We start from the raw sequence: 20,500 nt of genomic DNA, 5'->3' as shown, positions 1-20,500 counted from the left end.
AAACAGGCGGCATAGTCTAGTGCTCACACCCTTTTGCTGCAACAACTAGCCGCCACTGGACAAATAAAACGCATGAATTTTCTCGCTCACCTGCATCTCGCCCACCTCGCTGACAGCTCCCTTTCCGGCAATTTGCTGGCCGATTTCGTGCGCGGCAACCCCGCGGAAGACTTTTCCCCTGAGGTTGTCGACGGGATATTTATGCATCGTCGCATCGACGTGCTGACCGATAACCTGCCAGAGGTGACGGAAGCCAAAGCCTGGTTTCGCCCTGAAACCCGCCGCGTTGCGCCGATCACGCTCGACGTGATGTGGGACCACTTCCTGTCGCGCCACTGGGAACAGCTGTCGCCGGAGATGCCGTTGCCCGAGTTTGTGCGCTACGCCCACCAGCAGGTGTCGATCATTTTGCCCGACTCTCCGCCGCGCTTTGTGAATCTGAATAACTATTTGTGGTCAGAGCGCTGGCTGGAGCGCTATCGCGAGATGGATTTCATCCAGAATGTGTTGAACGGGATGGCGAGCCGTCGCCCGCGGCTGGATGCGCTGCGCGATTCCTGGTACGACCTGGATGAACATTACGACGCGCTGGAAACGCGTTTCTGGCAGTTTTACCCGCGCATGATGGTGCAGGCGAAAAACAAACAGCTCTAAATACACTTCATCCTTCAAGCTGCCTCTGCGTTGGCTACGTCTGCTCACCCCAGTCACTTACTTCAGTAAGCTCCCGGGGATTCCCAGACTTGCCGCCTTGATGCAACTTGAATGATTTTGTGTATAAAAATGACATTGATAGGTAAAAGCTGGCGGAACGATTGTCACCACCTCTTTGTCTTATCCATGAACACTCTCTATACTGGCTCGCGTTGCGTTCCAAATAACCTTAGTATCTACAGGAGAATCATATGGTTCTGGTAACTCGTCCGGCTCCGGATTTTACAGCTGCAGCAGTTCTGGGCAACGGTGAAATCGTTGAAAACTTCAACTTCAAACAGCACACCAACGGTAAAGCGACCGTTCTGTTCTTCTGGCCAATGGACTTCACTTTCGTTTGCCCGTCTGAGCTGATCGCCTTCGACAAACGTTATGAAGAATTCCAGAAGCGTGGCGTGGAAGTTGTTGGCGTCTCCTTCGACTCTGAATTTGTACACAACGCATGGCGTAACACCCCTGTCGACAAAGGCGGCATCGGTGCGGTGAAATACGCAATGGTTGCGGACATCAAACGCGAAATCCAGCAGGCTTACGGTATCGAACATCCGGACGCTGGCGTTGCGCTGCGCGGTTCCTTCCTGATCGACGCAAACGGCATCGTTCGTCACCAGGTTGTGAACGATCTGCCGCTGGGTCGTAACATCGACGAAATGCTGCGCATGGTTGACGCGCTGCAGTTCCACGAAGAGCACGGCGAAGTGTGCCCGGCTCAGTGGGAAAAAGGTAAAGAAGGTATGTCTGCTTCCCCAGACGGCGTTGCTAAATACCTGTCCGAGAACGTATCCAGCCTGTAATCGGCACGGTTTACGAAGAAGGCCCGCTTATGCGGGCCTTTTTTTATGCGTGACGCTGCGTCTCTCGCCAGATGCGCCAGGCCATGCCCGCCAGCAAAATCACGCCCGCAATCAGCACGCCCCACACCAGCAGGGTGTTCATCCGGCTCTCCCGATCGGCTGCTGAGGTAGCGGTCAGGCGAGCCTCCCCGCCTAACGCGACATCCTTCAGAATACCGGCCTGCGGCAGGTTCGCCATATCATACGTTTTACGCAGCCCGGCAGGGATCAGCATGTCAGGCTCCACGCTGGCAGGCTTTGCAGCACCGTTGCCCCAGGCGAGCACATACGGCGCTTTTCCCTGCGCGTTGAACACCAGATCATAGCGGTCGCGATGCCCGATGACGCCCGGCAGGTATTCCGGCAGGCGCGCATTCAGCGTCGTGATTTTCACCGCCTGCACCAGGCCTCCGCTAAGCGAAACCGGTGGAGACGTTTTGCCCTCCAGACGGTAAAGCACCTCTTTTTTCAGCGGGTGCCAGGTATCTTTTTCCGTACTCCGCCACGCGATCTCGACGGGAAGGACGCCATCGCCATTCAGTAAAATGCTGACAGCACTCAGCGGCTGCGGCCGCGCCCAGTGCCACTGCGCTTCGCTTGTCGATAGCTGTTCTCCTTCCCCCTCAAGGTCGATCGCTTCCGGGGCCGCCTGCGCAGGGGCGCTAATCGCGTTTACGCCGGTCAGGGTTATCCCCTGGCTCTGCGCATTCAGCACCACCATAAGATAGCGATTCGCATCGGGAGATAGAACCGTATCAATATCGATCCGATCGAGCTTAAGACGCTCCTCGCCGCTGACGACGTCAAGCAGCGGCATATCCTCGCGCAGGGTATACCAGCGCTTAAGATCCTCGCTGTAATAGACCGACGCCGTTCCCTGCCACGGGGGCTGCGGGTTATTCCAGACCAGCTGCAGCTGAGACAAGGCAATCTCATCCGAAGCCTGCTCCGGCAGGGTCAGCAGATAATGTTGGCCCGCTGCGGCAGCTTTTTGCCCTTCCAGCACAATCTCAACGCCGTTTCGGGAACGGAGCAGGATTTTATCGCTGCCCTCATCCCCTCGCGCAGGCGCTAGCGGCGAGGCGTCCAGCGGGAAGAGGCGCAGCGCCGTGGATTGCGCTGCCGCCTGCGGACGCGTCGCGGCGACCAGGCTGAACGGAACCGGCTCGCCCGACTGATTAAAGACGCGAACGTCATGCAGATCCGGCGACGTGCTCTGCGCATAGACGGCGAGCGGCAACGTCACCCGATACCACTGGGAAGGAGCTGACGTATCCAGCGAAAGACCGAAGGCATAATCCCGCGGCGATTCCGTTTTTGCCTCGTCGCAGAACGCCGGCCCGGAAAGCGCCAGCAGCGCGGTACATGCTACCGCTTTCATCCATTTCATTTTTCTTCTCCTGTTTTGGGCGGTAGCGGTGAGAAATACCCCACGATCAGCACCAGTATCGCCACGCCGATAAACGCCACCGCGCGCGACAGACCGCCTCCGCCCGCGCTGTCTACCAGCATCAGTTTCACCATCACCACCCCCAGCAGCCCGGCACCGCTGAGCCACTCCTGACGGGAAGCCCGACGGGTGGCGTGGACCATCACCACCAGCGCGATCAGCATCCAGAACAGGGCAAAGGTGGTCTGGATAAGCCGCGAATCCCATAGCGATGCCATATTCCAGGCCACGTCGCCGTACCAGGCCAGAGCGCGCATCAGCGCACCGTTAAGCCACCAGAAGCCAAACGCCACGATCGCGACGGCAGGCCACGGACGGGCCTGCGAGAGCAGCGCCGGGTAGTAGCGATCCACTGCCCGATAAAAGACCACCAGCCCCAGCAGCGCGAACGCTGCGCCTTCCTCAAGCGGGTTCACCAGCGGCAGCCAGGTCTGACGATAAACCACGCCGTCCTGGAAATTGGTCACCACCAGTAATACCAGCAGCGCCGCGAGCACGGGGATCGGTGCCACACACGCGTAGAGCGCAGGCCACGCACGGAACGGCCACACGCGACGGCGCACCGCCGCAGAGAGTGCAATAATCACCCCGCCGCCTGCGGCCATCACCAGCCCGCTGCCCCAGGCCGCCATGCCCCACGGCAGCGACCGGGCAAACCAGTAAAGCTCCGCCGCCAGCGCCAGTAAAATCATCCAGAACAGCGAAATATGCAGCCCCATTGAGACACGCGGCGCTAAACGAGCGCCGTCTCGCCACAACAGCGTCAGCGCGGCCGGCAGCGCAATACCCCAGGCCAGATTTGCCCAGCCAGCGGCAAACATCTGCTGGTGCCAGAGCTGATAGCCTACCATCAGCAGCATAACCGGCCACAGCAGCCATTTACTGGCATCCAGCTCCCGCCACGTCAGACGCGCGGCTACCTGCCGCCAGCCCCAGACAGAGATGGCCAGGAGCGCCAGCACGCCTGCCAGAACAGGCAATTCGTGTTTCAACACCATCCGCGACGCACCCAATAGCGCCACGAGCCAGAACAGCAGCCCGCCTGCCAGCAGCGTCCAGCTGACCGGCAGCACAATACGCCGCCACAGCCAGGCTGCAGCCAGCCAGCAAAGGCTGAGGATGGCGAAGATCAGCAGCAGGCTCAGCGACGTCACGCCGTTCATCAGCGCCCAGATCGCGCTGCCAAGCGCCAGCACCAGCAGCGCCGTCCCGCTATAGCTCATGCGCCGCTGGTTCTGCTGCACACCCAGCCAGAGGATGCCCAGCCCCTCCAGCGCCCAGGCCATTGCCGTCCAGCGTGCGGAGAGCGCCAGCGGAATGGCGAGCGTGGCAAACCCACCGCCAATGGCCAGCGCCGCCATCACCAGCGGTCGTCCGATGGACGGATAGCGGCGCAGCGCGAGGAACGCCAGCGAGAGGTAAAACGCACCGTACCCCAGCGCGCTGAGCGCCGGGCCGTACGTCCAGTGCTGAGTCATACCGTACTGCATCCCGAAGCCTATCAGCGGCGGGGCAAACAGCAGCACGCCGTCAATAATCTGCTTCCCTTTCTCCTGCGCCCGCAGCGACAGCGCCACGCTCAGCACGCCGAATATCAGCGTATTGGCAATCAGGAACAGCTGACAGATCCAATAGTCTTCAGGCTGGTAATCACTCAGTCCCCACAGGCCGCCCACGCCAAAGGTAAAGAGCAGCCCGAGCAGGTTAAGCTCGCGCCAGTGCTGCCAGATGCTGATGGCGAGAATGCCGATGGAAAGCAGGAGATAGAAGGAGAACAGCGCCACAAAGCTCCCGCCCCCGGTAGATAGCAGCAGCGGCGCAAGGTATCCGCCGAGGCTCGCCAGCATGGCAAGGCTCAGGGCTTTCTGCAGCACGGCCAGCCCGACGCTCGCGGCGCAAATCACCACCAGCAGCGCAAAGGCCAGCGTTATCGGCAGCATCTGCCAGAGCCGGAAGGCGCCGAAGACCGTCAGGTAGAGAATACCCGTCGCCCCGCCCTGTAAGATAAGCGCGTAGATCGGCTGCTTGTGACGCAGCCGCCAGCCAACCGCCAGCAGCACGATGGCAAACAGCGCCGTCGCCACCAGGCGCAGCTCAAGCGGGAACAGGGAGTGTTCAACGGTGTAGCGCAGCAGGAAAGAGAGGCCGAGGAAGAGCAGCAGAATGCCAAGCTTCGCGAGCGGATTGCCCTGCATAAACCAGCGCGCCAGCGACGTCACAATGCCGCCAAAGGCAGAAGGCTGTTTAGCCGCAGGGGCCGGAGCGGGTTCTGCCGCGACAGCGGGCGTTTCGGGACGCCAGGGATCGACAGGCGCGGGCGCGTCTTCCACCACCACTGCCGCGGCGGCCGGTACCGGGTCCGGCGCTATCTCAGCCGCGCCGCGCTGCTCAAGCGCCTCAATGCGCTGGCGTAGCCGGGCGATCTCCTGCTGCGCCGCCGTGCTTCGATTAAACCCGATAACCGCAAGTACGGGCGCAACCAGCAGCGCAAAAACCAGGAATAAACAGCCAAGGATGTAAAGCTCGTCCATGTTTCCACCTTCACCGTAAACGATCCGTTAAGATTGACACAAATCGTTGCATTTGCGCCATCTTAAAAGGTGGAAACATTAGTGCATTAGCTGCCGAGCCAGACCGTCGCGGATACCGCAGGCAGCGCCAGCACGCCATCCTGTATCGTCGCCTTGCCCTCTTTGTTCGTCCACCTCGCCACCTTCAGCAACGGGGAATCATCCAGCACCACTTCGCAGGCCTCGCCCCGGTTAATCGCCACCAGCACGCGCTGCTGGTTATAGACGCGAGCAAAGACGACCACGTTATCGTGGGCGTACATCACCTGGCAGCCGCCGTAGCGCAGGGCGAGACTCTGTTTGCGCAATTTCGCCAGCCGCTGGTACAGGCTAAACAGCACCTTGTCCTGTTTCTCTGGCTCCCACGGGAAGGTTTTGCGGCAGAACGGATCGTTGTTGCCGTCCAGCCCGACCTCATCGCCATAGTAAATACACGGCACGCCCGGCCAGGTGAAGAGCCAGGTGACCGCCAGCGGCAGGCGCGCGACATCCTTGCCGAGCAGGGATTTAAAGCGTGCGGTGTCGTGGCTATCGAGCTGGTTAAACATCCGCAGCTGCTGCTGGTGCGACAGGCCAGCACGATAGTTGTCCATCCACGCCATGCAGGTTTCGGCGTCGATATGGTTCGGATCGTAGGAGATATCGGTGTTTGCGAGGAATCCCCACAGCGGGAAGGTAAAGCCGCGATAGTTCATCGCCGCATCTTCCGCATCGTTCTGCAGCCACTGGCGCGCGTCGCCAAAGTGCTCGCCAAAGACAAACGCCTCCGGCTGGGCCACTTTCGCCGAACGCGCGATCCCGGCGACGTGCTGAAGGTTATTCCGCGCGCCGCCCGCTTCACCGAGCATATGCACCACGTCCAGACGCCAGCCGTCCATGTTCCACGGAGCCTTCAGCCAGTGACGGACGATGCTGTCTTCACCGCCGTAAATCTCATTCACCAGAGACGGGGACTGGAAATCCAGCTTCGGCAGGCTCGGGTAGCCCAGCCAGTCCAGCGCGCGCCCCTCCTCGTTAAAGCTGTACCAGTCGCGCTGCGGCGAATCCGGGTTATGACACGCCCCGCCCATCGACTGGTTATGACGGTCAAACCACGCGTGCGAATCGCCGCTGTGGTTAAACACGCCGTCCAGGATCAGGCGCATGCCTTCGTTTTTGGTGTTCTCACGCAGGCGCAGCAGCGCCGCGTCGCCGCCAAACTGCTCATCAACGTGACGATAATCCTGGGTATCGTATTTGTGTACGCTCGGGGCTTTAAACACCGGGTTGAGGTACAGCGCCGTCACGCCGAGCTTTTTCAGGTACGGCAGCTTTTCGCTGATGCCGTCGAGATCGCCGCCGTAGAACGTCGAGCCCCCCGCCTGCGCCGTCACCGGTTCATCCCATTTTTTCAGGATGATGTCGTGACCGGCGGCATGATGGTAATAGACCTTGTCCTGGTCGGCGGTGCGTTTTTCGCTGCGTGCAAAGCGGTCCGGGAAAATCTGGTAAAAAATCTGATCGTTAACCCATTGCGGACCGTTATCCGGGTAATCAACCGCGAACTGCTCCAGCCGGGCCGGAGGGAAACGGCTAAACCCCTGCGGGGTAAACCACAGCTGGCGGTTGTTCCACAAAAGTTTGAAGCTGTAGCGACGGCGCGGTTGCCCGCTGCGCAGGTCGATATTCGCCCGCCACGCCGTGATCCCCGGCTGCGGCTGGCTGCGCTGTTTGTGCATTTTCAGCGACGTTTCTTCGTTATCCACTTCGGCGCGAAGGGTCACACGCTCCGGCTGATTTTCCCCCGCCAGCCAGAGCGTAATCACCAGGTTGTCTTTGTTTTGCTTAACAAATGGGGCAACCGGAAGGTGCCAGGCGTTTAACATCACGAATCCCCTTTGATGAAATTGACGTCACCTTGCCACAGGGTGATTAAGGTTAGCTCACCATGACGAGATTTATTGGGGGAGGAGGACGGGGGATGAGGCAAAAATCCCCTCTCCCGCGAGGGAGAGGGAATAAAAATATTACTGCGCTTCCGCCATCTGGCGGTCACGGCGACACTTAAACACCCAGCCGATCAGCAGCAGAACGATCCACGCGCAGCCCACGTACAGGGAAATACGGGTATCCGGGTGGTAACCAATCAGGCCAATGATAAACACCAGGAAGATCAGCCCGACCACAGTCGTCGCCACCCCGCCCGGCACTTTAAACTTCAGCGCTTTCGCCTCATCCGGCGACAGACGGCGGCGGAAGGCAATCTGCGACAGCAGGATCATGATCCACACCCACACGGTCGCGAAGGTCGCCAGGGAGGCAATCACCAGGAAGACGTTCTCCGGCATGATGTAGTTCAGGTAAACCGAGAACAGCAGCGCCACCGTCATCACCACCACCGTCACCCACGGCGTGCCGCGGCGTGAGGTTTTGGCGAACACCTTCGGCGCACTGCCCTGCTCCGCCATACCGTGCAGCATGCGGCCCACGCCGAACACATCGCTGTTAATGGCCGAGAGCGACGCGGTCAGCACCACAAAGTTCAGAATACTGGCCGCAAAGGCAATGCCCATATGCTGGAAGGTCAGGACAAACGGGCTACCGTTAGTGCCCACCTGGTTCCACGGGTAGATGGACATGATCACAAACAGCGTGCCCACATAGAACACCAGAATACGCATCGGCACCGAGTTGATGGCGCGCGGAATGGATTTCTCCGGGTCTTTAGCTTCCCCGGCGGTGATGCCGATAATCTCGATGCCGCCGTAGGCGAACATCACCATCTGCAGCGACATGACCATCCCGAGCCAGCCGTTGCTGAAGAAGCCGCCGTTGCTCCAGAGGTTATGGATGCCGGTCGGCTGTCCGCCGTTGCCGATTCCCCAGATGATGATGCCGAAACCGGCGAGGATCATGATGATAATGGTCGCGACTTTAAAGAAGGAGAACCAGAACTCCAGCTCGCCGAACACCTTCACGCTCATCAGGTTGACGGCGCAAATGATCAGCACCACGCTCAGGACCCAAATCCAGTGCGGCACCGCCGGGAACCAGACGCCCATGTAGATGCCAAACGCGGTCACGTCGGCGATGGCCACAATCAGGATTTCAAAGCAGTAGGTCCAGCCGGTGATAAACCCAGCCAGCGGGCCTAAATTTTCCTGCGCGTAGCGGGAGAAGGAGCTGGCGGACGGGTTGTGAACCGACATTTCACCGAGGGCGCGCATGATGATATACGCCGCCACGCCGCCGATGATGTAGGCCAGCAGAACGCTTGGACCGGCCATTTTGATGGCATCTGCCGAGCCATAAAAAAGACCGGTGCCGATAGCAGAGCCCAGCGCCATAAAGCGGATGTGGCGAGTGCTGAGTCCACGTTTAAGTTTGTTAGTGCTTTCCATTAAAATCTTGCCATTCAACACGAAAAAACAAAAAACCACGGGGCCTTAAGCCCCGTGGTTAAACAGTTTGTTGCCGTTGATTAATGGGCGTTCGATGCGACCTGACGCCCTGCAGCACGGTCCCAGATAACGGCCAGAACCAGCGCAACAACGGTAGGCATCAGCCAGGCCAGGCCCTGCTCGGACAGCGGCAGACGCTGTGTCCAGGCTGGCAGAATGTCTGCGAACGCTGATGCTTTGATCCCGTCAAGGATACCAAAAATCAGGCTGATAAACATGGCTGGCGCAATAATTCGTGAGGAGTTATGCCACCACGGGCGGGTGAAGCTCAGCACCACCAGCACGATGCATGGCGGATAAATCGCTGTCAGTACCGGAATAGAGACCTGAATCAGGTGGCTCAGACCGAGGTTAGACACCGCCATGGAGAAGATACCGAGGATAAACACCAGGGTGCGGTAAGAGAGCGGCAGATACTGCGCAAAGAACTCTGCGCAGGCGCAGGTCAGGCCAACCGCCGTCACCAGGCAAGCCAGGAAGATCAGCGCCGCCAGCAGCATGCTGCCTGCGCCACCGAAGGTGTGCTGAACGTAAGCGTGCAGGATAGCCGCGCCGTTCGCGTTCTGATCAACCAGCATCGCGCTATCGGAACCCAGGCGGAACAGCGCCAGATACAGCAGCGTCAGGCCCACACCGGCCATCAGGCCAGCCCAGATGGTGTAGCGGGTCAGCAGACGCGCTTCGGTCACGCCGCGGGAACGCGCGGCGTTAACGATAACGATACCAAACACCATCGCGCCCAGGGTATCCATCGTCAGATAGCCGTTCACAAAGCCGTTAGAAAACGCGGCGTTTTTATAGGCGTCCATCGCGTCGCTAATCGGGCCGGCTGGCCAGATGATGGCCGCTACCGCCAGCACGATCAGCGCGACAATTTTCAGCGGTGCCAGGAAGTTGCCGACCGTGTCCAGCAGCTTACCCGGATAGAGGGAAACCAGAATCACAATCGCGAAGTAGATCAGGCTGTAGATAAACAGCGGCATCGCACCGTCACCGGTCAGGGGAGCAATACCCACTTCGAAGGACACGGTTGCCGTACGCGGGGTGGCAAACAGCGGGCCAACGGCCAGATAGCAGACGGTCGCCAGCAGGACGCCCGCCACTTTGCCAATCGGGGTGCTGAGGCTATCAACACCGCCGCCGACTTTCGCCAGCGCGACGACGGTCAGCACCGGCAGGCCCACGGCAGTAATCAGGAAACCAAACGCGGCGGTCCAGACGTGTTCACCCGCCTGTAAGCCAACCATTGGAGGGAAAATGATGTTGCCTGCGCCAACGAACAGCGCAAATGTCATAAAGCCCAGCGCGATGATGTCACGCGATTTTAAGTGATGGGTCATAAAACCTTACTGCCTGTGGATGTGGTGTTGAAAACATTGAGATTTTCGATTTCCCTGACGGGACGATACAGCCGAAAATTTGCTCAATTTCAGCGGGAAATGCTCCCGTCCTGGCGTGGAGAAGAATAGTTTTTCGATTTACCACGCAAATACAGTCGGTCTGACAGTATCTGGGGGGCAATTTAAACGCTTATAACGTTTAAAGGCAAGGTGGGATCGCAAAACCAGAACAATATGCCAGCATGAAAAATCAATCCAGCACAATGCGCTAATTATGAGAAAAACCCATGGCTAATCATGCGAACAAAAAAAAGACAGCCGTATAAAATTCACACGCGTTTCGCTTGACTGCAAAGCAAACGGGCCAGCAAACGCTGGCCCGTGGAAAGGTAAAATGACACGCCTGCCGTCAGGCGATTTTTTTGGCAATTAATCGTTCCGGCATCACAAAGCTGAAGCGGGTTCCTTTGCCCGGCGTACTCTGAATATCAAGACGGCTCTCATGGTGATTGACCGCATGTTTCACAATCGCCAGCCCCAGGCCGCTTCCGCCGGTCTGCCGCGAGCGCGCTTTATCCACGCGATAGAACCGCTCGGTCAGACGCGGAATATGCTCAGGCGCGATCCCCGGCCCGTTGTCCTCCACGCTAAACTCGGCCCCTGCCGGGGTGTGCTGCCAGCGCACCACGATCTTCGTCCCTTCCGGGGTATGATTCACCGCGTTGTACACCAGGTTGGAGATGGCGCTACGCAGCTCATCTTCGCTGCCCAGCACCTTTAGCGTGTTGTCGACGTCAAAAGTAAGGTGGTGTTTTTTATGGCTTAAGGTTTGGGCTTCCCGCTCCACCACCCGCAGCATCATCGGCACATCGATGGTGTCAGTCAGCGCGAGCGAAGGCGCCGCTTCAATCTTCGACAGCGTCAGCAGCTGCTTCACCAGCCCTTCCATCCGGTGCGTTTGCTCGCGCATGGTGTGCAGCGCTTTTTCGCGCGGCGCGCCTTCCAGGGTTTGCTCCTGCATCATCTCCAGATAGCCCTGCAGCACCGTCAGCGGGGTACGAAGCTCGTGGCTGACGTTGGCGAAGAAGTTACGACGCGCCCCTTCCAGCTGGTGCATCTGGGTCACGTCGCGCGCCACCATCAGCCACTGGCGATCGCTGTAAGGCATCACGCGGATTTCCAGATGGCGGCCATTATTCAGCTTCAGATTGTGCGGACGGGTGAAATCACGCTTTTTCAGATACAGCGTGAACTCGGGATAGCGCAGAAGGTTGAGGATGTTCTGACCATTATCGTCTGGCCAGCGCAGGCCCAGCAGCTGTTGCGCAAGCCCGTTACACCAGAAAATAGTGCCTTCTTCTGTCGTCAGGATCACCGCATCCGGCAGCGACTCTGCGCCGCTGCGAAAGCGTTTAATCAGGCTTCCCAGCTCGCGGCGGCGCTTTTTATTACGCATCTGCATCTGGTGCAGACCGTACAGCAGCGGCTCCCAGCTACCGCTTCCCGGCGGTGGCGTCATACTGCGGTCAACCCATAGCCACCATGAAAGGCGCAGCAGGTTCCAGAAATGCCAGATCAGCAAACCGGTCACCGACGCCAGCAGAAACCACGGCAGATACCCAAAAATGGCCCCCAGAAGGAAGGCCGGAATACAGCATAAGATTAGTTCAAAGACGAGCCTTTTCCATGACAGACGTTCCAGCACGCGTCACACTCCTGTCATTGTTCAGAAACGGGTAGAAAAACGATAACCCGTGCCGCGGACCGTCTGCACCATGCGATCGTGGCCGCTCAGTTCCAGCGCTTTTCGCAGGCGGCGGATGTGGACGTCAACCGTCCGGTCTTCGACATACACGTTAGTTCCCCAGACGTTATTCAGCAACTGCTCGCGGCTGTAAACGCGTTCCGGGTGAGTCATAAAGAAGTGCAGGAGTTTAAATTCGGTAGGCCCCATATCGAGGGGATTTTCGCCAGTCATCACGCGGTGTGACGTTGGATCAAGGCTGAGGCCCTGCATCTCAATCACCTCTTCCACCGCCATCGGCGAAATGCGGCGCATCACGGCTTTAATGCGCGCCACCAGCTCTTTCGGGGAGAAAGGCTTGGTAATGTAATCGTCCGCGCCGGTCTCCAGACCGCGAACGCGATCCTCTTCTTCACCACGCGCCGTGAGCATGACGACCGGGATGTCGCGGGTCATCGCCTCACGCTTAATGTGTTTGATAAACTGCAGTCCGGAGCCGCCGGGCAACATCCAGTCAAGCAGAATCAGATCGGGCCAGGGTTCATTCAGCTGGTTCACCGCGCTGTCATAATCTTCCGCTTCAACCGGCTGAAAGCCATTTTGTTCGAGCACGAAGCACACCATTTCACGAATTGGAGCTTCATCTTCTACGACCAGAATACGTCTCGCCATACTTTGCCCTGTCTTATCTTATTTAAGTTACAAGTTTGTAATGCGGCGTCATTATGCGTCAGATTTATGACAGATTTATGAAAAACAGTACCACTATAAATGGCAAACTGTTGTTTTATTACAGCGGTTATTTTCCTTTCCCTGAGAGTTTATAATCGTCCGCATCTTTTTTCGCCACGGATCTCCTATGCGCATACTTCACACCTCGGACTGGCACCTGGGTCAAAACTTTTACAGCAAAAGCCGTGCGGCTGAACATGAAGCGTTCCTGAACTGGCTGCTGGAAACGGCCCAGGCGCACGAGGTGGATGCCATTATTGTGGCGGGTGACATCTTCGATACCGGTTCGCCGCCGAGCTATGCGCGTGAATTATACAACCGTTTTGTGGTGAACCTGCAGCAGACCGGGTGTCATCTGGTGATTGTCGCCGGGAACCATGACTCCGTGGCCACGCTGAATGAGTCCCGCGACATTCTGGCGTTTCTCAATACCACCGTGGTGGCCAGCGCCGGGCACGCCCCGCAGATCCTGAATAAACGCGACGGGTCGCCGGGCGCGGTACTGTGCCCAATCCCCTTTTTACGTCCGCGCGACATCGTGCAAAGCCAGGCGGGGCTGTCGGGTGCGGAAAAGCAGCAGCATTTATTACAGGCCATCACCGACTATTATCACCGGCAGCATGCGGAAGCCTGCACCCTGCGCGGTGAACAGGCCATTCCGGTGATCGCGACCGGGCACCTCACCACCGTCGGGGCCAGTAAAAGTGACGCGGTCCGAGAGATCTATATCGGTACGCTGGACGCCTTTCCTGCGCAAAACTTCCCGCCTGCCGACTACATTGCGCTCGGGCACATTCACCGGGCACAGGTCATCGGCGGCTGCGAGCACATCCGCTACTGTGGTTCCCCTGTTTCGCTCAGTTTCGATGAAACCGGCAAGACCAAGTCCGTGCATCTGGTGAGCTTCAGCGAGGGCAAACTCAGCGCCGTTGAGACGCTGGAGGTGCCGGTCACCCAGCCGCTGGCGGTGCTGAAAGGCGATCTTGCCGCGATTACGCAACAGCTTGAGCAGTGGCGCGGCGCAGATCTTGATCCGCCGGTCTGGCTGGATATTGAAATCACCACCGATGACTACCTGCATGATATGCAGCGAAAAATTCAGGCGCTCACTGAAGATTTGCCGGTAGAGGTGCTGCTGGTGCGCCGCAGCCGCGAGCAGCGCGAGAAAATTTTGCTCGGTGCCCAGCGTGAAACGCTTAGCGAACTGCGCGTTGAAGAGGTGTTCGAGCGCCGCCTGTCGCAGGAAGAGATCGATGATGTGAAGCGGGCCCGGCTCAACGAGCTGTTCAGCCATACCCTGCATGCGCTCAATGACGAGGAAGAAAACGCATGAAAATTCTGAGCCTGCGTCTGAAAAACCTCAACTCCCTCAAGGGCGAGTGGAAAATTGACTTCACCGCCGAGCCGTTTGCCAGCAACGGTCTGTTTGCCATCACCGGCGCAACCGGCGCGGGTAAAACCACCCTGCTTGATGCCATCTGTCTGGCGCTCTACCACGAAACCCCGCGCCTGAATAAGGTCTCCCAGGCGCAGAACGATCTGATGACGCGTGACACCGCCGAATGCCTGGCGGAAGTGGAGTTTGAGGTGAAAGGCGTTGCCTACCGCGCCTTCTGGAGCCAGAACCGGGCGCGCAACCAGCCGGATGGGAACCTCCAGGCTCCCCGCGTGGAGCTGGCCCGCTGCGAAGACGGCAAAATTCTGGCCGATAAGGTCTCGGATAAACTGGAACAAACCGCGGCGCTCACCGGGCTGGACTACGGCCGTTTTACCCGCTCGATGCTGCTCTCCCAGGGGCAGTTTGCCGCCTTCCTGAATGCTAAACCGAGCGATCGCGCAGAGCTGCTGGAAGAGCTCACCGGCACCGAGATCTACGGCCAGATTTCCGCCATGGTGTTTGAAAAACACAAAGCCGCCCGCAGCGTGCTGGAAAAGTGCGAGGCGCAGGCGGCGGGCGTTGTGCTGTTGAGCGAAGAGCAACAGCAGCAGTTGCAGGAAAGTTTGCAGGCACTTACTGACGAAGAGAAAACCCTGCTGGTGCGACAGCAGAGTCAGCAGAAAGATTTTCAGTGGCTTACGCGTCATGACGAGCTTGCGCGCGAGCAACAGCGCGTTGCTGCGTTGCAGCAGCAGGCGCAACAGGCGCTGACGGACGCTGCGCCTGATCTGGCAAAGCTCCAGCTTGCTCAGCCCGCCGCCCAGCTGCGTCCGCTCTGGGAGCACCAGCTGGAACAAACCGCGCGTCTGGCGCAAACCCAGCAGCGAATTATAGAAGTAAATACTCGCTTACAAACCAAAACCGCGCTGCGCGCGCGAATTCGCACGACCGCACTGCGTACCCATGAGCGGCTACAGGCCGAACTGACGGCGCTGACGCAGTGGCTGGCGGAGCACGATCGTTATCGCCTGCTGGGCCAGGAAATTGCCGGCTGGCGCGCCCAGTTCTCACAGCTAAACCGTGATAAAAGTCAGCTCGCCGCGCTTGCTGCGCGGATTGCTGAGCTACGAAACAAGCTGGCTGCAATGCCGGATATTACGCTGACGCTGACGGCAAATGAAGTCAGTGAGGCAATGGAACAACAATCCCGATCACGCGCGCTGCGCCAGAGATTGACGTCACTGCATGCCCGCTATCAGCCGCTGCAAAAGCGCCTGCGCCAGAGCGGTGAAAGCGTGCAGAAAGCCCAGGCGGAGCAGAGTAAGCTCAATGAAACCCTGGCGCTACGCCGCCAGCAGTACAAAGAGAAACACCAGCACTATCTGGACCTGAAAGCCCTGTGCGAACGTGAAGCGACGATTAAAGATCTGGAAAACTACCGTTCACAGCTTGAGGCGGGCAAACCCTGTCCGCTGTGCGGCTCCAGCGAGCATCCCGCCGTTGAGCAATACCAGTCGCTTGAACTGACTGACAACCAGCGCCGCCGTGATGCGCTGGAAAAAGAGGTCGCCGCGCTTAAAGAAGAAGGCCTGCTGGTGCTGGGACAGGTCAATGCCCTGACTCAGCAGATCCAACGCGAGACGGACGAAGCGCAGACCCTGACTCAGGAAGAGCAAGCGCTCACTAAAGAGTGGCAGGAAACCTGCGCGTCCCTGAACGTCATGCTGGCGATTCAGGACGATATCGCGCCCTGGATGAACGAGCAGGAACAGTACGAGCGCCAGCTTTATCAGCTCAGCCAGCGCCAGACCCTGCAAAACCAGCTCAACGAACAGGAAATGCAGGAACGCCAGTATCAGCAACAGCGGGCCGCGACGCGCCAGGCGCTGGAACACACCCTGCTGGCGCTGTCCCTGAGTGTTCCTGAAGAGAACCACGAAGCCGCCTGGCTGCACGCCCGCGAAGCGGAATTCGCCCAGTGGCAGGAGAAGCAAACGCAGCACGGCGTGCTTCAGGAACGCGTGAACACCCTGAAGCCGCTGCTCGATACGCTTCCGGCAACGAGTGAAGAAGAAGCCGAACAGGCCATTCCCGATAGCTGGCGAGAAATCCATGATGAATGCGTGTCGCTGCAGAGCCAGCTTACCGCCCAGCAGCAGCAGGAAGCACTGGAGCGAGAACGCCTGCAACAGTCGCAGACGCAGTTCACCGCCGCGCTCTCAGCAAGCTGTTTTGCCGATCGGGAGGCGTTTCTTGCCGCCCTGCTGGATGACGACGCTATCCGCCACCTCGAACAGCTGAAACAGTCGCTGGAAAATCAGATACAGCAGACCGCGGCCCTTTCCGGCCAGGCCAGCCAGCAGCTTCAGGCGCATCTGGCGCTGCGGCCGGAAGCGCTCGACACCGATGCCGCAACCCTGCAAAGCCAGCTGCAGCAGCTGGCGCAACGGCTTCGTGAGAACACCACGCATCAGGGCGAGATCCGCCAGCAGCTTAAGCAGGACAGCGATAACCGTCAGCGCCAGCAGGCGTTAATGCTGCAAATTGAAGAGGCCGGTCGCCAGGCAGACGACTGGGGGTATCTGAACGCGCTGATCGGCTCCAGCACCGGCGATAAGTTCCGTAAGTTCGCTCAGGGGCTGACGCTGGATAATCTGGTCTGGCTCGCTAACCAGCAGCTTAACCGCCTGCACGGGCGTTATCTGCTGCAGCGCAAAGCCAGTGACGCGCTGGAGCTGGAAGTGGTGGATACCTGGCAGGCGGACGCGGTGCGCGATACCCGCACGCTCTCCGGCGGCGAAAGCTTCCTTGTCAGCCTGGCGCTGGCGTTAGCGCTGTCCGATTTAGTGAGTCACAAGACGCGGATTGATTCCCTGTTCCTGGACGAAGGGTTCGGCACGCTGGACAGCGAAACGCTGGATACCGCGCTGGATGCGCTCGACGCGCTGAACGCCACCGGGAAAACCATCGGGGTGATCAGCCACGTCGAGGCGATGAAAGAGCGCATTCCGGTGCAGATCAAGGTGAAGAAGATCAACGGGCTGGGGTACAGCAGGCTGGACAGGGAGTTTGCGGTAGGGTGAATGGTGGAATGGTGCGGTCTGGTGCCCTCAGCCTGGCCCTCTCCCACGGGGAGAGGGTACAAACATCAAAAACAGCAACTTGCGTTTATTCCGGCCATAACCACGCCGCGCCTCGCACCCCGCTGGAGTCGCCGTGGACGGCTTTGCGGATCGGGGTTTCACACTCGCCGCCGAAGACCCACTGTTTCACCAGGTTCGGTACCGTGGCGTACAGCCGGTCAATGTTGCTCATGCCGCCGCCCAGCACAATCACGTCCGGATCGAGAATATTCACCACGTGCGCCAGCGATTTCGCCAGGCGCATTTCGTAGCGGCTGAGCGCCAGTTCGGCCACCGGATCCTGTTCCTCCACCAGACGCATAATTTCATTCCCCTTGAGCGGCTGGCCGCTCAGGCGGTGGTAGTCGGTCGCAAAACCGGTGCCGGAGATAAACGTCTCAATACAACCTTGCTTGCCGCAGTAGCACGGCACCTCGGCACGGTATTTGAGTTCATCTTCATCCATCCACGGCAGCGGGTTGTGCCCCCACTCGCCTGCCGTGCCGTTGCCGCCAATATGTGAACGTCCACCAAAGGCCACGCCCGCGCCGCAGCCGGTACCGATAATTACCGCAAAGACGGTTTGCGCCCCGGCTGCCGCGCCGTCAACGGCCTCAGAGACTGCCAGGCAGTTAGCGTCATTCGCCAGTCGCACTTCCCGGTTCAGACGCTGACTCAAATCCTTATCAAACGGCTGACCGTTGAGCCAGGTGGAGTTGGCGTTTTTCACCACGCCAGTATAGGGCGAAATGGAGCCGGGGATCCCCATCCCGACCGTGCCCCTCTCACCTGTAGCCTGCTCGGCCATGTCGACCAGCCGGGCAATCGTCTCGATAGTCTGGTGATAATCATCGCGCGGCGTAGGCAGACGGTGGCGGAACAGCTGTTCCCCCTGCTCGCTCAGTGCGATAACTTCTGTTTTGGTGCCGCCCAAATCAATCCCAATACGCACAAGACTCTCCTCATTATTTTGATTATCAACAGAGTAGAAGCACGCTTCCCGATTAGCAATGCAAGCGATGCGACAATTCGTTATCATGCCCGCTGATTTAACGACAAGGCCGTGGAAATTATCATGCTGTGGTTCAAAAATTTGATGGTTTACCGTCTCAGCCGCGACGTTTCGCTGCGCGCAGAAGAGATGGAAAAACAGTTAGCCGCTTATAGCTTTTCCCCTTGCGGTAGCCAGGATATGGCGAAAACCGGTTGGGTTCCCCCAATGGGTTCACAAAGCGATGCACTGACCCACGCCAGCAGCACGGGTCAAATTATCGTCTGCGCCCGCAAAGAAGAGAAAATACTGCCCACCCCGGTGGTTAAGCAGGCGCTTGAAGCAAAAATTTTCAAGCTGGAAGCCGAACAGGGCCGCAAGCTGAAAAAAACCGAAAAAGACTCGCTGAAAGATGAAGTTCTGCACTCTCTGCTGCCGCGCGCCTTCAGCCGCTTCAGCCAGACGATGATGTGGATCGATACCGTCAACGGGCTGATCATGGTGGACTGCGCCAGCGCCAAAAAAGCGGAAGATACGCTGGCCCTGCTGCGCAAGAGCATCGGCTCCTTACCGGTCGTCCCGCTGGCGCTGGAAACGCCGATTGAGCTGACCCTGACCGAGTGGGTCCGCAGCGGTACCGCAGCGCAAGGTTTCCAGATCCTGGACGAAGCCGAGTTAAAAGCCCTGCTGGAAGATGGCGGCGTGATCCGCGCGAAGAAGCAGGATCTGGTGAGCGACGAGATCGCCGTACACATTGAAGCAGGCAAAGTGGTCACCAGGCTGGCGCTCGACTGGCAGCAACGCATTCAGTTCGTGATGTGTGACGACGGCTCCGTGAAGCGTCTGAAGTTCTGCGATGAACTGCGCGATCAAAACGAAGATATCGACAGAGAAGATTACGCCCAGCGCTTTGATGCGGATTTTATCCTGATGACCGGCGAGCTGGCCGCGTTAATTCAGAATCTGGTGGAAGGTCTCGGCGGCGAAGCGCAGAGATAATTTCCCCTCACCCTGCCCCTCTCCCCAAAGGGGAGAGGGAAGAAGATTATTTCAGGTAGCGGCACAGATAGGAGGTAGGTTCTGCAACCTGCAGATGAAATTCGCTGTGGCCAGGAACGTTGAAAACTTCCCCGGCAGCGTAAACTTTCCATTCCGTTTCACCCGGCAGTAAGACGTTCAGCGCGCCGCTGACCACCGTCATCTCTTCCGCTTCAGCCGTGCCAAAGGTGTATTCGCCTTCAGCCATAACGCCCACACTGGCGCGGCCAGTGCTGCTGCTGGTAAAACCGATGGATTTCACTTTACCGGAAAAGTATTCGTTACTTTGAAGCATGAACTGGCCCTTATATTCAGAGATAAAAATTCACTATAGGGGCCATGCTCATCACCTGTCACGCAAAATCATTACGTCAGAAGCTCTGAGGCCAGGCGAGCCATCAGAACGTTGGACAACAGCACCGGCACGTCCAGCGCCTTTTGCAGTAAATCACGGTGATGCTGGTGGAACCCCAGGCAGTCCAGAATCAACACGTCTGCCCCTCTTTCCAGCAGCTCCTTCCCGGCAGCAATGAGCTTAGCCTCGCTGTCCCAGAAGGGGTTTGCCAGCGCATACAGAGGCGTTTTTTCAAGCACATGCCATTTTGCTTCCTGGTTGTCCATGAGCTCCTCAATGGGGACGATCACCCCCACCTGGTGCCCGTCAACAATGGAGGCCACCAGCGGCGGAATGATTCGCATCGGCTCAAGCAAAATCGCATTACGCGCGATGAGTCCCTTAATGGGGGCGGTGCTCATCAGCAAAATAACGTCATATTGCTGATTATCGAGTACTTCTATAACTGCCTGCAGCGAACGCTCTATTTTCTGTCGTGAAACATGCGCCAGTTTACCGTCACTTAATAACGTCGCCAGGGGATCCTCCCCCGCCTCAACAGCGTAGTCTTCCATGACCTCTTCCCGACTCATCTTACCCAACAGGCTAAGATGCGTGATCTGTTGTTCAGATACATGCTCGGTTAAGAGCGGTAACACTTCGCTTACAGGGACCACACCAATGGTGAGGATCGCCAAAGTTGCCTTCATCTTCTTTGCCTTCCATCACTACAAAAACGTGTACACAGGTACAGGCTCACTACGCTGCACAGTTCGTTTTTTCAACAAAACAGCACCAAGCGTAGCAGGTGATC

15 protein-coding genes are annotated in these 20,500 nt (G+C 58.4%); 5 read left to right on the top strand and 10 right to left on the bottom strand.

Features of this window, described 5'->3' with window-relative positions:
- Positions 1–72: 72 nt before the first annotated feature.
- A complete protein-coding gene (gene acpH / locus MX657_RS05300; RefSeq protein ID WP_333016494.1) occupies positions 73–654 on the top strand; it encodes an ACP phosphodiesterase in 582 nt (193 codons plus the stop codon).
- Positions 655–905: 251 nt separating this feature from the next.
- Positions 906–1,508 (top strand): peroxiredoxin, encoded by a 603-nt coding sequence (locus MX657_RS05295; protein WP_013095829.1) that lies wholly within the window; start codon positions 906–908, stop codon positions 1,506–1,508.
- Positions 1,509–1,551: 43 nt separating this feature from the next.
- Here the strand turns inward: MX657_RS05295 and MX657_RS05290 are convergent, their stop codons facing one another.
- The 7 genes from MX657_RS05290 to phoB form a co-directional block, all read right to left on the bottom strand.
- Positions 1,552–2,937, bottom strand: coding sequence for a DUF3999 domain-containing protein (locus tag MX657_RS05290; RefSeq protein ID WP_346807589.1), 1,386 nt, complete (start codon positions 2,935–2,937; stop codon positions 1,552–1,554).
- The gene (locus MX657_RS05285) at positions 2,934–5,528 is read right to left on the bottom strand and encodes a DUF2339 domain-containing protein (protein ID WP_346807588.1); all 2,595 of its coding nucleotides are present in this window, start codon (positions 5,526–5,528) and stop codon (positions 2,934–2,936) included. Before MX657_RS05285 ends, MX657_RS05290 begins: the two co-directional genes overlap by 4 nt.
- 86 nt (positions 5,529–5,614) lie before the next feature.
- A complete protein-coding gene (malZ, locus tag MX657_RS05280) occupies positions 5,615–7,432 on the bottom strand; it encodes a maltodextrin glucosidase (RefSeq protein WP_346807587.1) in 1,818 nt (605 codons plus the stop codon).
- Positions 7,433–7,573: 141 nt separating this feature from the next.
- On the bottom strand, positions 7,574–8,947 hold the full coding sequence (gene proY / locus MX657_RS05275) for a proline-specific permease ProY (protein ID WP_119915258.1): 1,374 nt from the start codon (positions 8,945–8,947) through the stop codon (positions 7,574–7,576).
- 80 nt (positions 8,948–9,027) lie between these two features.
- Positions 9,028–10,347: a branched-chain amino acid transporter carrier protein BrnQ gene (gene brnQ, locus MX657_RS05270; protein ID WP_080328083.1), complete on the bottom strand. Its 1,320-nt coding sequence runs from the start codon at positions 10,345–10,347 to the stop codon at positions 9,028–9,030.
- Positions 10,348–10,756: 409 nt separating this feature from the next.
- Entirely contained in the window at positions 10,757–12,052 is a 1,296-nt protein-coding gene (gene phoR, locus MX657_RS05265; protein ID WP_119915259.1) for a phosphate regulon sensor histidine kinase PhoR, read from the bottom strand.
- Positions 12,053–12,073: 21 nt separating this feature from the next.
- Entirely contained in the window at positions 12,074–12,763 is a 690-nt protein-coding gene (gene phoB, locus MX657_RS05260; RefSeq protein WP_003859122.1) for a phosphate response regulator transcription factor PhoB, read from the bottom strand.
- 187 nt (positions 12,764–12,950) lie between these two features.
- On the opposite strand from phoB, the gene sbcD reads away from it, so the two are divergent.
- Positions 12,951–14,156, top strand: coding sequence for an exonuclease subunit SbcD (sbcD, locus tag MX657_RS05255; protein ID WP_346807584.1), 1,206 nt, complete (start codon positions 12,951–12,953; stop codon positions 14,154–14,156).
- Complete coding sequence (gene sbcC / locus MX657_RS05250) at positions 14,153–17,284, top strand: exonuclease subunit SbcC (protein ID WP_346807582.1); 3,132 nt, start codon at positions 14,153–14,155, stop codon at positions 17,282–17,284. Before sbcD ends, sbcC begins: the two co-directional genes overlap by 4 nt.
- 85 nt (positions 17,285–17,369) lie before the next feature.
- Here the strand turns inward: sbcC and mak are convergent, their stop codons facing one another.
- Positions 17,370–18,275: a fructokinase gene (mak, locus tag MX657_RS05245; RefSeq protein WP_346807580.1), complete on the bottom strand. Its 906-nt coding sequence runs from the start codon at positions 18,273–18,275 to the stop codon at positions 17,370–17,372.
- A gap of 123 nt (positions 18,276–18,398) precedes the next feature.
- Here mak and rdgC point away from each other — a divergent pair, with 123 nt between their 5' ends.
- Positions 18,399–19,313 (top strand): recombination-associated protein RdgC, encoded by a 915-nt coding sequence (gene rdgC, locus MX657_RS05240; protein WP_080328087.1) that lies wholly within the window; start codon positions 18,399–18,401, stop codon positions 19,311–19,313.
- 46 nt (positions 19,314–19,359) lie between these two features.
- Here the strand turns inward: rdgC and ppnP are convergent, their stop codons facing one another.
- Positions 19,360–19,647 carry a pyrimidine/purine nucleoside phosphorylase gene (gene ppnP, locus MX657_RS05235; protein ID WP_045328300.1) on the bottom strand — a complete coding sequence of 96 codons (288 nt, stop codon included), beginning with the start codon at positions 19,645–19,647 and terminating at the stop codon, positions 19,360–19,362.
- Positions 19,648–19,718: 71 nt separating this feature from the next.
- Entirely contained in the window at positions 19,719–20,396 is a 678-nt protein-coding gene (locus MX657_RS05230) for an AroM family protein (protein ID WP_028012129.1), read from the bottom strand.
- Between the last annotated feature and the right edge of the window lie 104 nt (positions 20,397–20,500).

It is taken from the genome of Enterobacter chuandaensis (genome assembly GCF_039718975.1).
Classification (GTDB): domain Bacteria; phylum Pseudomonadota; class Gammaproteobacteria; order Enterobacterales; family Enterobacteriaceae; genus Enterobacter; species Enterobacter chuandaensis.
This window is presented reverse-complemented; position numbering and strand designations above follow the sequence as displayed.